The following is a 13,774-nucleotide window of genomic DNA, read 5'->3' as shown; positions in this document are numbered from 1 at the left end:
TTCCGGATCAGTAGTCCTCCTCGTCCTCGCGGTACGGCTCCGGGTCCGTGACCCAGCCGGCCGCGAGGACGAGCCGTGAGTGACGGTGCAGGGCGAGGAAGCCGAAGGGGCGGTCGTAGGTGGCCCGGATGGTGGTGGTCACCCAGCGGACAGGGGGCGGGGCGCCGCCAGCGAACATGGCTACGGCCGTCACCGCGGCAGCGCGGAAGCCCAGCTCGCCGAACCTCGCCATCGTGGACTGTCGGGCCGACCCGATCGCCAGGGGAAAATCGCTGATGCCGGGAAAGTGGCCGCGACTCGCGTCCATGGCCGTCGTCAGGCCGAACACCCGGTGCAGCTCCAGCAGATCGTGGCGAGTGCTCATGTCGAACGCCACCGTCTCCACGTCCAGCGTCGGCGGCACGGGGCGGGTGTTGCGCTGCTTCACCACCCGCAGTCCCGGCCCCACTTCTCCGTAGGGCAGTCGGGACCCCGGCACCACCGCGTACCTGCGCTCCAGGATGTCCACCCCGGCCCCCAGCACCTCCCCGGCCGTCATCCCCACCTCGCCGAGCAGCAGATGCACGTCAATCGCGTTGTCGCCCAGCACCTTCAGCTCGGTGACGTGACCCGTCGGCGTGTCCGCGACCCCGACCCGGTCCAGCAGCGTGCTCCTGCGGTGCAGGCCCAGATGCGTACGGTCACTCCAGGGGCCGGCCTCCGGCGTCGTCGGCCAGTCCCTGAAGCGCCGCAGCCACTCCGTCCGCAACGCCAGCGCACTCGCCACCACCATCTCGGTGTCGACGTCCAGCCGCACGGGCATCTTCTCGATCAACCCACCCGTCCGCTTCACCGCCCACGCGTCCAGCGCCGCCTTGTCGGCCTCCACGTTCCCCGTCAGCACCCCGTGCGCCTCCGCCGGCAGCCCCGCCTCCCACCGTTCCCGCAGCTCCAGCGTCCGCTTGGTCCACAGCCCGAGCGCCGAGTCCAGCCCCCGCATCGCCCTCATCGCGCCCAGCAACTCCCGCGCCGCGCCGGCCGCTTCGTCCGCGGGCAACCCCACCGCGTCGGCCAGCTCCGTCCGCGCCGGACCGCCCGCCCCGTCCACCAGGAAGGCGAGCAGCGGCCACACACCCGCAGCCGAGAACACGGTGCCGCCCTCGGAAGCAGCCGCCCACCGCGCCGTCAGCCCGTTGACCGCCCGGACCGTCGCATTCGTGACCCGCACCACGTCCCCCATCGCCCCACCCCACGCTTACGATTCGCCCAGTCGTACGCCAGTTCCCACCACCCGGCACCGCCGCCCGAACGCAGGAGCACGGTACTCGTGTCCATACCTCCGCCTCCCGGACGCCACCGGCCACAGGGGTCCCCGGGGCAGCCCCAAGGGCCGTACGCGCAGGGCCAGTACCCGTCGCCGAACCCCTACGGCGCACCCGCCGCCCAGGGGCCGTACCCGCACCACCCCTACGGCGCCTACGGCCCCTACGGTCCTTCCGCGCCCGTCAACGGTGTGGCCATCGGCGCCCTCGTCCTCGGCATCCTCTGCTTCGTGCCGGCCGTGGGACTGGCGCTGGGGCTGGTCGCGCTGGTGCAGATCAGGAAGAAGGGCGAGCGCGGCACGGGCATGGCGGTCGCCGGGTCCGTGCTGTCCACCGTCGGGATCGCACTGTGGGCGCTGATGCTGTCGACGGGCGCCGCCTCCGACTTCTGGGACGGCTTCAAGGGCGCCGCGAGCGGCGAGGGCACCGCCTTCGCGCTCGCCACGGGCGACTGCTTCAACTCCTCGACCGGCACCCTGGAGGGCGAGACCTACGACGTCGACGAGGTGCCCTGCACCGATGAGCACGACGCCGAGGTCGTGGGCGTCGTGCAGGTGCCGGACGGTTCCTTTCCCGGCGACGACGAGCTCGCGGAGGTCGCGGACGACAAGTGCTACGAGCACGCGGGCCGCTACTCCTTGGACGCCTGGGCCGTCCCGGACGGCGTGGACGTGTACTACCTCGTGCCGACCCGGCAGAGCTGGCGTTTCGGAGACCGCGCGATCACCTGCATGTTCGGCAGCACGGACGGCAAGCCCCTGGCCGAGTCGCTGCGCCGCGACTACATGACCCTCGACGGGTACCAGGTGCGGTTCCTGTCGGCGTCCAACATCATCGACAACGTCCTCTACGAGGAGCCCGAGGCCTACCCCGAGGACGACCTGGAGGCGAACCGGGCCTGGGCGAAGGACGTCCACCGCGTCATCGGAGAGCAGACCGGGAAACTGCGCACACAGCCCTGGCCGGAGGACGCCAAGGGGGCCGTCACCGAGTTCCTCGCGGAGATGGAGGACGCCCGCAAGGAGTGGGCCAAGGCGGTGGCGGCCGACGACGCGGACACGTTCTACACGCACTACGACAAGGCGTACGGCTACGTCGACGGCCCCGCGACCGTCACCGCGCGCAAAGCTCTGGGCCTGGACACGACCGTGCCGACGTACGAGGACGACTCCGACAGTGGCGGCGAGGGCGGAAGTGGGGGCGGCCTGGATGTGTGAGAGCGCCCTATACGGAAAGAAAGTGCCTGGGTAAAGCCCTCCCCCGGCACAAGTCATCACATCGAGTGATTCTCTGGCCTTTGCTTGCATGGGACAACCCACGGTTGCCACGCTGTTGCTGTCTGTACAACCTGATGGGAGCGGCCAGTGACTTTCGGTGAGCAGCCGGCGTACCTGCGCGTCGCGGGTGATCTCCGCAAGAAGATCGTCGACGGTTCGCTGCCACCGCACACCCGGCTCCCGTCCCAGGCCAGGATCCGCGAGGAGTACGGCGTATCGGACACCGTCGCCCTGGAGGCGCGGAAGGTGCTGATGGCGGAGGGGCTGGTCGAGGGCCGCTCCGGTTCCGGGACGTACGTCCGTGAGCGTCCCGTGCCCCGCCGGATCTCCCGGTCCGGCTTCCGCCCGCCGACCGGTGCCACACCCTTCCGCCAGGAGCAGGCCGACGGCGAGACGCGCGGCACCTGGGAGTCCAACAGTGCGCAGGCCGAGGCGAGCGTCGCCGTCGCCGAGCGGCTCGGCATCCGCCCCGGCGACCGAGTGATGTGCACGAGGTACCTCTTCCGGGACGCCGGCGAGGCGATGATGCTCTCCACCTCCTGGGAGCCGCTCGCCGTCACCGGCCGTACGCCCGTGATGCTGCCCGAGGAGGGCCCGCTCGGAGGCATGGGCGTCGTCGAGCGCATGGCGGCCATCGACGTCGTCGTGGACAACGTGGCGGAGGAAGTGGGCGCCCGCCCCGGCCTCGCGGAGGAGCTGCTGACGCTGGGCGGCGTCCCCGGTCATGTGGTCGTGGTCATCCAGCGCACCTACTACGCGTCCGGCCGTCCGGTGGAGACGGCGGACGTGGTCATTCCGGCGGACCGCTACCGAGTCGCCTATCACCTTCCGGTGAAGTAGCGCACATGTTCGTGAACTAGCGCACACCTCCACGGCAGTTGCCCCCGGCAAAGCCTCAACTCCCGCCCCTTCATCGGCCGTTGCAATCTGGCCGTTCTCGCAGGTCGCCGCAGGCGTGCGCACCATGCCCGCGACCGGATGCATCGACGTTTCCGCACGGCGCATTCGATGCCGTGCGCCCCCTGCGACTTGGCTGGTTGCGTACCTCTTTGTGAAAAGGCGTATTCGCTGCGTAAAGGTTAGGCGTAGGCTCGGGCATATGCGGATTGCGGTTTCCTTAGCGGGCGGGGCACGGCACAGGCCGCGAGCGAAGCGAGATGGGGGTCCCCCCGGCCGAAGACTGGGGGAGGGACTCGGGCGGTCGTGGGCGGGAAGGAGCAGTGGAGCGCGATGAACGACAGCACGATCACTCTTCCTTGGCTCGTGGTTCGGCAGGACGACAACGGCAATCGCTACCGCGTGGGCCGGTACGCGACCCGGGCGGAAGCCCAGAAGATCGCGGACAGCCTCGACAGCCGGGGGCACAAACAGCTGTATTGGGTCGAGCGAATCGCTCAGAACGGGGACAGCGGGGACCACTGACCCGCTCCCGTAGGCTCCGGCGCATGACGGAACGGATCGTGGTCGGCGCCGCGTTGTTGGAGGCGGGCCGTCTGCTCGCCGCGCGCCGCAGTGCGCCCGAGGAACTGGCCGGGCGCTGGGAGTTGCCCGGCGGCAAGGTCGAGGCCGGCGAGGCGCCCGAGGCGGCGCTCGTGCGCGAGCTGCGGGAGGAACTCGGCGTGGCTGCCGAGGTGGTCGAGCGAGTGCCGGGGGCGTGGCCCCTGAAACCCCCCTACGTCCTGCATGTGTGGACCGCCCGTCTGCTCCCCGGCTCCGGGGACCCCGAGCCCCTCGAGGACCATGACGCGTTGCGCTGGCTGGATGCCGGGGAACTCTGGGACGTGGACTGGCTGGACCAGGACGTGCCGGCGGTCCGGGAGGTCGCGGGACGGCTGGGTGACGGGGCGCCTGAGCCGCGGGCCTGAGTGACCGGCCGAGCGGCCCACCTGAGGCATCGGAAGGGACCTGACAGGCTGACAGGCCGGATGGCGACCGTCGTTGGGGGGCGTTGAGAACTCCCCGAGGGTCTACCCGGTCGCACGGTACTGCCCCGTGAATATCGGGTATGTGCCAATCAAACCTATGAAACCGGACATGGGTGAGCTCGCTGGCCCGGGATGTGATCGGCGTGATCGACTCCGATGGCGACTGCGCCGCGTGGACCTTCCCCGCGGAGGCGGGTGCCGTCCGCGCGGCCCGCGCCGCCGTCCGCGGCCGGCTGCGCGAGTGGGACCTGGACAGCCTCGCGGACATCACGGCGCTGCTGGTCAGTGAGCTGGTCACCAACTCCCTGCGGCACGCCACCGGCCCCATCGGCGTATGCCTGGTGCGTCCCGCCGGCCTCGACGGCGTCCTCAGGGTCGAGGTCTCCGACCCCCTTCCGGACCCGCCCCGTGAACGGGTCGCCGACCTCGAAGACGAGAGCGGGCGCGGACTTCAGCTCGTGGCGCACTCCGCGCGCCGATGGGGAACCCGGCCCGGACGGAACACGGGCAAGACGGTGTGGTTCGAGCTCGCAGTGCCGGAGTGACCCCCCGGCTCCCTCGACTACGTGCACCCTGCCCTCTCGAACGAATGGTTCAGGCCAGTGGCAGTTGTCGCGATGCGTGATTCGACTGCGTGTCCGCTGGTTAGAAGACTGGAAGTGTTTCCGCGGCCGGGACCGAAAACCATCGGGAACGTGCTGTGATCGTGAACACCGTGTTGTGCGGGGCCGTAGTGCTGGATACTGCGGGCAGCCGCCACCCGGTGACCGGTGCCGGACGCGGTGAGCTGGAGGGGACGGTTCGCGTGAGCGAGATACCAGCGAGGGCCTCGGGGTCCGACGACCCGTCGGACGGCGCGAGGGCGAAGGCCGCGGGAGAGGGGGCCCACGACACACGGGCCTCCCACAAAACAGGCGTCTCCCGCGACACACAGGGCTCGCAAGCCTCGCAGGGCACACAGGCATCCCGCGACACGTTCGCCTCCGACGAGGCCCGCCCCGGTGACCTGGTCTGGCAGAGCAGCCCGCCCGGCTCGATCTACGACTACATCAAGGTCGCGTCCTTCTCCATCGGCCCCGACGGCCTGGTCGACCAGTGGAGCCTGCGCGCCGAGCAGCTCTTCGGCATACCGGCCGAGCGGGCCGTCGGCATGGATCCCATCGAGGCCTTCATCGACCCGGACCTGCGGGAGCAGGGCCAGCGCAAGATGGCCGAGATCCTGGACGGACGGGAGTGGACCGGTGTGGTCCCGTTCCGGATGCCGCAGGACGCCGAGGACCGGCCCGGTCAGGACGGTCTCGCCGAGGTGTACGTCATGCCGACGCGGACCGAGGACGGTGAGAAGGCCGCCGTCTGCATCGTCGTCGACGTCCGCACCCTCCGTCGGATGGAGACCGACCTCGCCGCCTCGCAGGCGATATTCGGTCAATCTCCGTTCGGCTTCCTGCTGATCGACCCGGACCTGCGGGTGCGCCGCGCCAACCAGCGGTTTGCCTCCCTGTTCGGCGGCACGCCCGACGACCATCGCGGCAACGGCGTCCACGACTATCTGCCGCGCCCCGAGGCCGAACGCGTCTCGGCGACCCTGCGTCGTGTCCTGGAGAGCGGCGACTCCATCACGGACATGCACGTCACCGGCTTTCTGCCCGGATCCGACGAGCGCCGCCACTGGTCCGTCAACCTCTACCGCGTGCGCAGCGGCAGCGGGCGCCCCATCGGCATCGCCTGGCTCGGAACCGACATCACCGCCCGCCGTGCCGCCGCCCGCGAGGCCGCCGCCGCCCGACGGAATCTGGCCCTTCTGAACGAGGCCGGTGCCCGCATCGGCAACTCCCTCGACCTGGAGACCACCGCCCGCGAACTCCTCGACGTCGTGGTCCCCGGCTTCTGCGACCTGGCCACGGTCGACCTCTACCAGGGGCTGCTGGCCGGCGACGAGACCCCGCCCGGCCACGCCGACGGCAGCGCGGAGCTGCGCCGGGTCGCCTTCGCCAGCGCGGTCTCCGACGCGCCCTTCGTCGGTGGCGGCGCCCCCGTCGCGGTCGGCGCCGTCCACCACTACCCCTTCAACTCGCCCTGCGCGGACGCCCTGCGCACCGCCCGGCCGCGGTACGTGCCCGGCGAGGAGGGCGGTCTCGTGCAGTCCACGCTCGCGGTGCCGATGGTCGCCCACGACACGGTCGTAGGACTGGCGCAGTTCGCCCGTACGAAGGGCAGCGAGCCGTTCGGCGACCGGGACCGCGATCTGGCGGTCGAGCTGGCCGCGCGAGCCGCGGTGTGCATCGACAACGCCCGCCTTTACCGGCGCGAGCACGAGCGGGCGCTGATACTGCAACGGTCCCTGCTCCCGCCGGGCGACCCGGTCGCCTCAGGCCTGGACATCGCGTGCCGCTACCTGCCGGGCAGCTCCTCCTCCGACCGGCCCAGCGAGGTGGGCGGTGACTGGTTCGACGTCATCGAACTCCCCGGGCACCGCACGGCGTTGGTGGTGGGCGACGTGATGGGCCGCGGGCTGCGTGCCGCCGTCGCGATGGGCGAACTGCGGTCCGCCGTACGGACGCTGGCGTTGCTGGACCTCGAACCGGCCGAGGTGCTCTCGGCGCTGGACGAGATCGCGCGCGGCCTCGGAGCCCCCGGCGGCGTCCAGCAGGCCACCCGCGCGGCGCGCCGGCCCCGGGAGGCGGACCTGTCCGAGGTGTACCTCGCGACCTGCGTCTACGCGGTCTACGACTCCGTCACGCGCCGCTGCACCTTCGCCAACGCCGGCCATCTGCCGCCGGTCCTCGTCGAACCGGGCGAGGACGCGCTGATGCTGGACGTGCCGCCGGGGATGCCGCTCGGCGTGGGCGGGGAGCCGTTCGAGGAGGTGGAGGTCGAGCTGCCGGAGGGCGCGCTGCTGGCGCTCTACACGGATGGACTGGTGGAGTCCCGCGACCACCCCCTGGACGAGGGCCTCCAGGCCTTCGTCGGCGCACTCACCGACCCCTCGCGCCCCCTGGAGGACGTCTGCGACCACGTCCTCAACACCCTCGACACCCACCACGGCGAGGACGACATCGCGTTGCTGATGGCACGCGTCCAGGGCCTGCCGGCCGACTCGGTCGGCGACTGGACCCTGCCACGCGAGCCGCGCAGCGTGGGCCGCGCCCGCGAGTTCGCCCGCGGCCGGCTTCTGTCGTGGGACCTGGAACCCCTGGTCGACACGACGGAGCTCCTGGTCAGCGAACTGGTCACCAACGCCCTGCGCTACGGCGAGGGCGAGATCCGACTCCGCCTCCTCCTCGACCGCACCCTGGTCTGCGAGGTCTGGGACTCCGGCCTGGTCCAACCCCGCCGCCGCCGCGCCCGCGACACCGACGAGGGCGGCCGGGGCCTCCAACTGGTCGGCCTCCTCAGCGCCGCATGGGGCTCCCGCCGCACACCACGCGGCAAGACGGTGTGGTTCGAACTGCCCCTACCGGACGGCGAGAACGGCCTCACGGATCCGGCGGAGGCGTTGCTGAGCCTGTTCTGAGGGGTGCGGGGGCGAGGGCCTGGCTGAGCGAGCTCACGCCCGGTCCGTGTCGCCCCGGCGCCCCCGGGTGCGGGGGCCGCCGAAGGCTGCGGGTGGGGCGGTTTCCGGGTCGCCGCCGAGGAGGACACCGCCGAGGAGTGCGCCCGCGAGGCCGGTGATGTCGTCGGTGGGGCTTTCGACGGGGTTGCCGTGCAGGCGGATGTCCTGTTCGGCGAGGGCTTGGGCCTGTTGGGCCAGGGTGTCGGATGCCGGCAGGTCGGCCGGTTCCGGCGGTGGTGTCCGGTCGGCCGGGGCGGGCAGTGGGGGAGCGAGCAGTCGCCGGGCCTCCGCGAGGCGGGTGCGGGCCTCGCTGCCGACCGCTGCCCGATGCGTCGCGACGACGTCGTCCGCGTCGGCGACGGCACTGCGGGCGCAGAGCAGGGCGGCGGCCGCGATCACCCCGGCCCGCCCCGCGGCGACGGGCACGACGGCCTGCACGATCCGGCGCAGCACGTCGAGGGGGTCGTACGGCCCGGAGGTCAGCTGTTCCCGTACGAGGGCCAGGACGACGTCGGCATGGGTGATGCGGGCGCGCAGCTCGCCGGGAGGGACGTCCGGGTACGGGCCCCGAGCCCCCGTCAGCGACTCCCGCGCCCCGGCGATCTCCACCTCGCCGCCGGTCAGCGCGGCCGGGACCGTCGCCGCGGCCGTGGCGAGGTTCGCGGCGAGCCGTTCCACGCCGTCGATGAAGACGGCCGCCTGGGCGATGGCGCCCTCGGCGGCCCGCAGCCGGCCCGCGGCCCGCTCGTTGTCGCCCGAGTCGACGGCCTGCCGGGCCTGGTTGAGGCGCGTGGTCGCGAACACCAACCGGTCCTTGGCCTGCTCGACATGTCCCGCGACGGCGTCCGTGGCGGACGGGGCGTACCGCACTGCCAGCTCGCGCAGGGTCGCGTCCGCGTCCCCGGTACGCCCGGTCAGTTCCCGGAACCGGCCCTCGGCGACGACCAGGGCATACCCCAGCCCCCCGCCCAGGCCCTCCTCCAACCCCCGTACCTGGTCGAACGCGGCGGCCTGCGCGTCCAGCAACCGCCCCGCCTCCTCGCACCGCCCGACGATCCCCGCGAGCGCATGCCGCCGAGCCGCGGCCTCCTCCGGAACCCCGTTCTCGTACTGCCACCGCATCCGAAACGCGACCGCCAGCTCGGCCTCGGCGTCCCGAAGCGCCCGAGCGAAGGGCACGCCCCGGCCGGCCCCGTCGACGTCCTCGACGCGCCCGGCGTGCGCGAGATCCTCCAGCTCGCAGCGCCCCTCGACGAACCCCAGCTCCTCCCAGCCGACCCGCACCCAGTCGTCGGCCGCCACGAGCAGCGTCCGAGCCCGCTCGTCGAGCTCTCCGACCGGCTGCTCGGCCTCGCCGTGACCCGCCGCCCCACCGGGTGTCGTCCGCTCCCGCGCCCGCCGCCTGCGCCGCAGGAACCCGTATCCCGCGAGCGCGGTCGCGGCGACGACGGCCAGCATCGGCACCACCAGATCCGTGGCCGACGTCCCCTCGTCCTCCCCCTGAGCCACCGCACCGGCGACCGGCCGGTCCGCCCCGCCCGCAACAGGACCACCCGCACCGACCGTCATCCCGGGCAGCACCAGCCACACCACCCCGACCAGCCCGCCCACCAGCGCATGCGCGACCCGCACCGATATGTGCGAACCACCGCGCCGCGCCCGGCCCCGGATCGAAGATGACGTCACATTTCGGAGCGTATGAGCAGGAATGCAGGGGCGCGACCGGGGTGCGTCAGGGGTGGGGTGGAGTGACGTGCGAGTTTCCCGGCGGAGCCGAGGGCGGGCACCCTACGTGGACCGCCTCCCGATCTTCGACCCCAGCCACACCAACGGGTCGAACTTGCGGTCGACGGCCCGTTCCTTCAGCGGGATCAGCGCGTTGTCCGTGATCTTGATGCCCTCGGGGCAGACCTCCGTGCAGCACTTGGTGATGTTGCAGTAGCCGAGGCCGTGCTCGTCCTGGGCCGTCGCCTTGCGGTCCAGTCCGTTCTCCGCGGCCGCGTCGAGCGGGTGCATGTCGAGTTCCGCGACCCGCATCAGGAACCGCGGCCCCGCGAACGCCGGCTTGTTCTCCTCGTGGTCGCGGACGACATGGCAGGTGTCCTGGCACAGGAAGCACTCGATGCACTTGCGGAACTCCTGCGAGCGGTCCACGTCCTCCTGCATCATCCGGTACTCACCGGGGCCCACACCCTCCGGCGGCACGAACGCCGGAACCTCGCGCGCCTTGGTGTAGTTGAAACCGACGTCCGTGACGAGGTCCCGCACCACCGGGAACGCCCGCAGCGGTGTCACCGTGATGGTCTCCTCCGGGGTGAACACCGACATCCGCGTCATGCACAGCAGACGCGGCCGCCCGTTGATCTCCGCGGAACACGAACCGCACTTGCCGGCCTTGCAGTTCCAGCGCACGGCGAGATCGGGGGTCTGGGTGGCCTGGAGGCGGTGGATGATGTCCAGGACCACCTCGCCGTCGTTCACCTCGACCTTGAAGTCCTCCAGGCCGCCGCCCTGCACATCGCCGCGCCACACCTTGAAGCGGGCCTCGTAGCTGCTCACTGGTAGAGCTCCTCCTCGGCGAGGTACTTGACCAGCTCCTCCTTCTCGAAGAGAGCCAGCAGGTCCGGGCGGACGGGGTCGGTGGTCTCACGCAGCAGGTTGATCTGGCCGCGCTCCGGGTCCGTGGCGGCCAAGCCGCCCGTCGGGTCGGCCAGTTGGCACAGCAGGTTGATGTTGCGCCACTTGCGGTCCATCGTCGGGTGGTCCTCGCGGGTGTGCCCGCCGCGCGACTCCGTGCGCTCCAGCGCCGCCCGCGCCACGCACTCGCTGACCAGCAGCATGTTGCGCAGGTCCAGCGCGAGGTGCCAGCCGGGGTTGAACTGACGGTGGCCCTCGACACCGGCCCGGCGGGCCCGTAGCCGCAGGTCGGCCAGCTTCTCCAGCGCCTGCTCCATCTCGGCCTCGCGGCGGATGATGCCGACGAGGTCGTTCATGGTCTGCTGGAGTTCCTGGTGGAGGGTGTACGGATTCTCCGGCGGGCGTCCGTCGTCCGCACCCCCGGTCGGCCCCTCCGCCGAGAACGGACGCAGTGCCTCCGCGGCTGCCGTGTCGACCTGGAGGTCGCTGACCTCGGGGCGTTCGAATGCCTGCGCCGCCGAGTACTCGGCGGCGTGCCAGCCGGCCCGGCGGCCGAACACCAGCAGGTCGGACAGCGAGTTGCCGCCGAGGCGGTTCGAGCCGTGCATACCGCCGGCCACCTCACCCGCCGCGAACAGCCCCGGCACCCCACGCGCCGCCGCCGTGTCCGACTCGACCGCGATGCCGCCCATGACGTAGTGGCAGGTCGGCCCGACCTCCATCGCCTCCGCCGTGATGTCCACGTCCGCCAGCTCCTTGAACTGGTGGTACATGGAGGGAAGGCGACGCCGGATGACCTCCGCCGGCATCCGGGTGGACACGTCCAGGAAGACACCGCCGTGCGGGGAGCCCCGCCCCGCCTTCACCTCGGAGTTGATCGCCCGCGCCACCTCGTCGCGAGGGAGCAGCTCGGGAGGCCGCCGGTTGTTGTCCGGGTCCTCGTACCAGCGGTCGCCCTCCTCCTCCGACTGGGCGTACTTCTCCTTGAAGACGTCGGGGATGTAGTCGAACATGAACCGTTTGCCCTCGGAGTTGCGCAGCACCCCTCCGTCGCCGCGCACCGACTCCGTGACCAGGATGCCCTTCACCGACGGCGGCCAGACCATGCCCGTCGGGTGGAACTGCACGAACTCCATGTTGAGCAGTGGCGCGCCCGCCAGCAGCGCCAGCGCGTGGCCGTCGCCCGTGTACTCCCACGAGTTCGACGTCACCTTGAAGGACTTGCCGATCCCGCCCGTCGCGATGACGACGGCGGGGGCGTCCAGGACGAAGAAGCGGCCCGTCTCGCGGTCGTAGGCGAAGACCCCTGAGACCCGGCTGCCCGCGGCGGAGCCGCTATCGGACTCAGTCTTCAGGATCCGGGTGACCGTGCATTCCTGGTAGACCTTGAGCCGGGACTCGTAGTCGCCGGTCTCCTTCTCGTCCTGCTGCTGAAGCGCGACGATCTTCTGCTGGAGGGTGCGGATCAGTTCCAGTCCCGTCCGGTCGCCGACGTGCGCGAGGCGCGGGTACTCATGGCCGCCGAAGTTGCGCTGGGAGATACGGCCGTCCTTCGTACGGTCGAAGAGCGCCCCCCAGGTCTCCAGCTCCCACACCCGGTCCGGCGCCTCCTGCGCGTGCAACTCGGCCATCCGCCACTGGTTGAGGAACTTGCCCCCGCGCATGGTGTCGCGGAAGTGGACCTGCCAGTTGTCGTGCTCGTTGGCGTTGGCCATGGCCGCCGCGATGCCGCCCTCGGCCATCACGGTGTGCGCCTTGCCGAACAGCGACTTGCAGATCACGGCGGTACGGGCGCCTCGCTCACGTGCCTCGATCGCCGCACGCAGGCCCGCGCCCCCGGCGCCGACCACGACGACGTCCCACTCCTGCCGTTCGACCACGGACATCTGTTCAGTCCCCACTCAATCTAGAAGAAGCGCGGATCGTCGAAGACCCCGGACGCGACGAGATAGACGTAGAAGTCGGCGAGCGCCACGCTCACCAGCGACGCCCACGCCAGCTGCATGTGGCGGGCGTTGAGCTTCCCGATCCACTGCCACATGCGGTAGCGCACGGGGTGTTTGGAGAAGTGCTTGAGCTTGCCGCCGACGATGTGCCGGCAGGAGTGACAGGACAGGGTGTACGCCCAGATCAGCGCGATGTTGGCGAGGAAGACGAGGGTGCCGAGGCCCATGTGGCCCCACTCGTAGTTCTCGTCGCGGAAGGCGAGCACCGTGTCGTACGTCAGGATCCCGGCGACCAGGAGCGCGGCGTAGAAGAAGTACCGGTGGATGTTCTGCAGGATCAGCGGGAAGCGCGTCTCACCGGAGTACTTCTTGTGCGGCTCCGCCACCGCGCAGGCCGGGGGCGACATCCAGAAGCCGCGGTAGTAGGCCTTGCGGTAGTAGTAGCAGGTCAGGCGGAAGCCGAGCGGGAAGATCAGGATGATGATCGCGGGGGAGATGCCCCACCAGCTCCCGAACAGGTCCCAGTTCGGCCCGGCGCGCATGGGCTCGCAGTTCTCCGCCAGACAGGGCGAGTAGAACGGGGAGACGTACGGCGCCGCGTAGTAGTCCGCGTTCGCGAAGGCCCGCCAGGTCGAGTACACGATGAACGCCAGCAGACCGGCCGCGGTGGCGGCCGGAGCCAGCCACCAGCGGTCGGTCCGCAGGTGCGGGGCGGTGATCGCGGCGCGCGTAGGGGTTCGTACGCCGCCGCTGTTCAGATGGGGTTCCGTACCAGTGGCCAATGCATGACTCCGGTCGGGTCAGGGGGTGGGATCAGGGGGCACGGCGGTCCCGGGCGCCGAGACCCTCGTCATCCGTGTCGATCCACAGAGAGTCGTCGTACGGCGTGTCGGGGATGGTGACGAGCTCCGGTTTGCGCTGGGTGGTGGGCGTCGCGGCCGCATCCCGCAGCAGCGCGACGCTCTCGCGCAGGTGGTTGGCGTCGGCGCGGACGCGACGCATCTCCAGCCCGCCGGTGCCCAGCTGCTTCTCCAGCCTGCCCACGGACCGGGACAGCTCGTCGATGCAGCGCTGGACCGCTGTCAGTTCGTCTTGCACGGACATGACGTGACCTCACTTCCGTGGGCCCTATGGC

The 13,774-nt window shown here is 71.2% G+C and carries 12 protein-coding genes; 6 read left to right on the top strand and 6 right to left on the bottom strand.

Features of this window, described 5'->3' with window-relative positions:
• Nucleotides 1–7: 7 nt before the first annotated feature.
• A complete protein-coding gene (locus OG331_RS18975) occupies nucleotides 8–1,219 on the bottom strand; it encodes a serpin family protein (protein ID WP_406197709.1) in 1,212 nt (403 codons plus the stop codon).
• 87 nt (nucleotides 1,220–1,306) lie between these two features.
• On the opposite strand from OG331_RS18975, the gene OG331_RS18970 reads away from it, so the two are divergent.
• From OG331_RS18970 to OG331_RS18945, 6 genes are all read left to right on the top strand, one after another.
• On the top strand, nucleotides 1,307–2,518 hold the full coding sequence (locus tag OG331_RS18970) for a DUF4190 domain-containing protein (RefSeq protein WP_406197707.1): 1,212 nt from the start codon (nucleotides 1,307–1,309) through the stop codon (nucleotides 2,516–2,518).
• 147 nt (nucleotides 2,519–2,665) lie between these two features.
• Nucleotides 2,666–3,418 (top strand): GntR family transcriptional regulator, encoded by a 753-nt coding sequence (locus OG331_RS18965; protein ID WP_406197704.1) that lies wholly within the window; start codon nucleotides 2,666–2,668, stop codon nucleotides 3,416–3,418.
• 390 nt (nucleotides 3,419–3,808) lie between these two features.
• A complete protein-coding gene (locus tag OG331_RS18960) occupies nucleotides 3,809–4,000 on the top strand; it encodes an SPOR domain-containing protein (RefSeq protein ID WP_328879534.1) in 192 nt (63 codons plus the stop codon).
• Between the two features lie 23 nt (nucleotides 4,001–4,023).
• Entirely contained in the window at nucleotides 4,024–4,443 is a 420-nt protein-coding gene (locus OG331_RS18955) for a (deoxy)nucleoside triphosphate pyrophosphohydrolase (RefSeq protein WP_406197701.1), read from the top strand.
• Nucleotides 4,444–4,616: 173 nt separating this feature from the next.
• Nucleotides 4,617–5,048, top strand: a complete 432-nt coding sequence (locus OG331_RS18950) for an ATP-binding protein (RefSeq protein ID WP_406197700.1) — start codon at nucleotides 4,617–4,619, stop codon at nucleotides 5,046–5,048.
• Nucleotides 5,049–5,308: 260 nt separating this feature from the next.
• Complete coding sequence (locus OG331_RS18945; RefSeq protein ID WP_406197698.1) at nucleotides 5,309–8,017, top strand: SpoIIE family protein phosphatase; 2,709 nt, start codon at nucleotides 5,309–5,311, stop codon at nucleotides 8,015–8,017.
• A gap of 33 nt (nucleotides 8,018–8,050) precedes the next feature.
• Here the strand turns inward: OG331_RS18945 and OG331_RS18940 are convergent, their stop codons facing one another.
• The 5 genes from OG331_RS18940 to OG331_RS18920 form a co-directional block, all read right to left on the bottom strand.
• The gene (locus OG331_RS18940; protein WP_406197696.1) at nucleotides 8,051–9,742 is read right to left on the bottom strand and encodes a hypothetical protein; all 1,692 of its coding nucleotides are present in this window, start codon (nucleotides 9,740–9,742) and stop codon (nucleotides 8,051–8,053) included.
• Nucleotides 9,743–9,844: 102 nt separating this feature from the next.
• Nucleotides 9,845–10,615 (bottom strand): succinate dehydrogenase/fumarate reductase iron-sulfur subunit, encoded by a 771-nt coding sequence (locus OG331_RS18935; RefSeq protein WP_406197694.1) that lies wholly within the window; start codon nucleotides 10,613–10,615, stop codon nucleotides 9,845–9,847.
• Nucleotides 10,612–12,579 carry a fumarate reductase/succinate dehydrogenase flavoprotein subunit gene (locus tag OG331_RS18930; RefSeq protein ID WP_406197692.1) on the bottom strand — a complete coding sequence of 656 codons (1,968 nt, stop codon included), beginning with the start codon at nucleotides 12,577–12,579 and terminating at the stop codon, nucleotides 10,612–10,614. Before OG331_RS18930 ends, OG331_RS18935 begins: the two co-directional genes overlap by 4 nt.
• A gap of 20 nt (nucleotides 12,580–12,599) precedes the next feature.
• Nucleotides 12,600–13,421: a hypothetical protein gene (locus OG331_RS18925; protein WP_363034829.1), complete on the bottom strand. Its 822-nt coding sequence runs from the start codon at nucleotides 13,419–13,421 to the stop codon at nucleotides 12,600–12,602.
• Between the two features lie 31 nt (nucleotides 13,422–13,452).
• Nucleotides 13,453–13,743 (bottom strand): hypothetical protein, encoded by a 291-nt coding sequence (locus OG331_RS18920; protein WP_406197690.1) that lies wholly within the window; start codon nucleotides 13,741–13,743, stop codon nucleotides 13,453–13,455.
• Nucleotides 13,744–13,774 lie beyond the last annotated feature (31 nt).

This window comes from Streptomyces sp. NBC_01017, from assembly GCF_045162795.1.
GTDB lineage: Bacteria > Actinomycetota > Actinomycetes > Streptomycetales > Streptomycetaceae > Streptomyces > Streptomyces machairae.
The sequence above is the reverse complement of the archived record's forward strand: the minus strand, read 5'-3'. Positions and strand labels throughout refer to the sequence as shown.

Excerpts from the sequence above, each read along its gene's own strand:
- OG331_RS18975 (WP_406197709.1), bottom strand. The coding sequence starts at position 1,219 with ATGGGGGACGTGGTGCGGGTCACGAATGCGACGGTCCGGGCGGTCAAC.
- OG331_RS18960 (WP_328879534.1), top strand. The coding sequence starts at position 3,809 with ATGAACGACAGCACGATCACTCTTCCTTGGCTCGTGGTTCGGCAGGAC.
- OG331_RS18955 (WP_406197701.1), top strand. The coding sequence starts at position 4,024 with ATGACGGAACGGATCGTGGTCGGCGCCGCGTTGTTGGAGGCGGGCCGT.
- OG331_RS18930 (WP_406197692.1), bottom strand. The coding sequence starts at position 12,579 with ATGTCCGTGGTCGAACGGCAGGAGTGGGACGTCGTCGTGGTCGGCGCC.
- OG331_RS18920 (WP_406197690.1), bottom strand. The coding sequence starts at position 13,743 with ATGTCCGTGCAAGACGAACTGACAGCGGTCCAGCGCTGCATCGACGAG.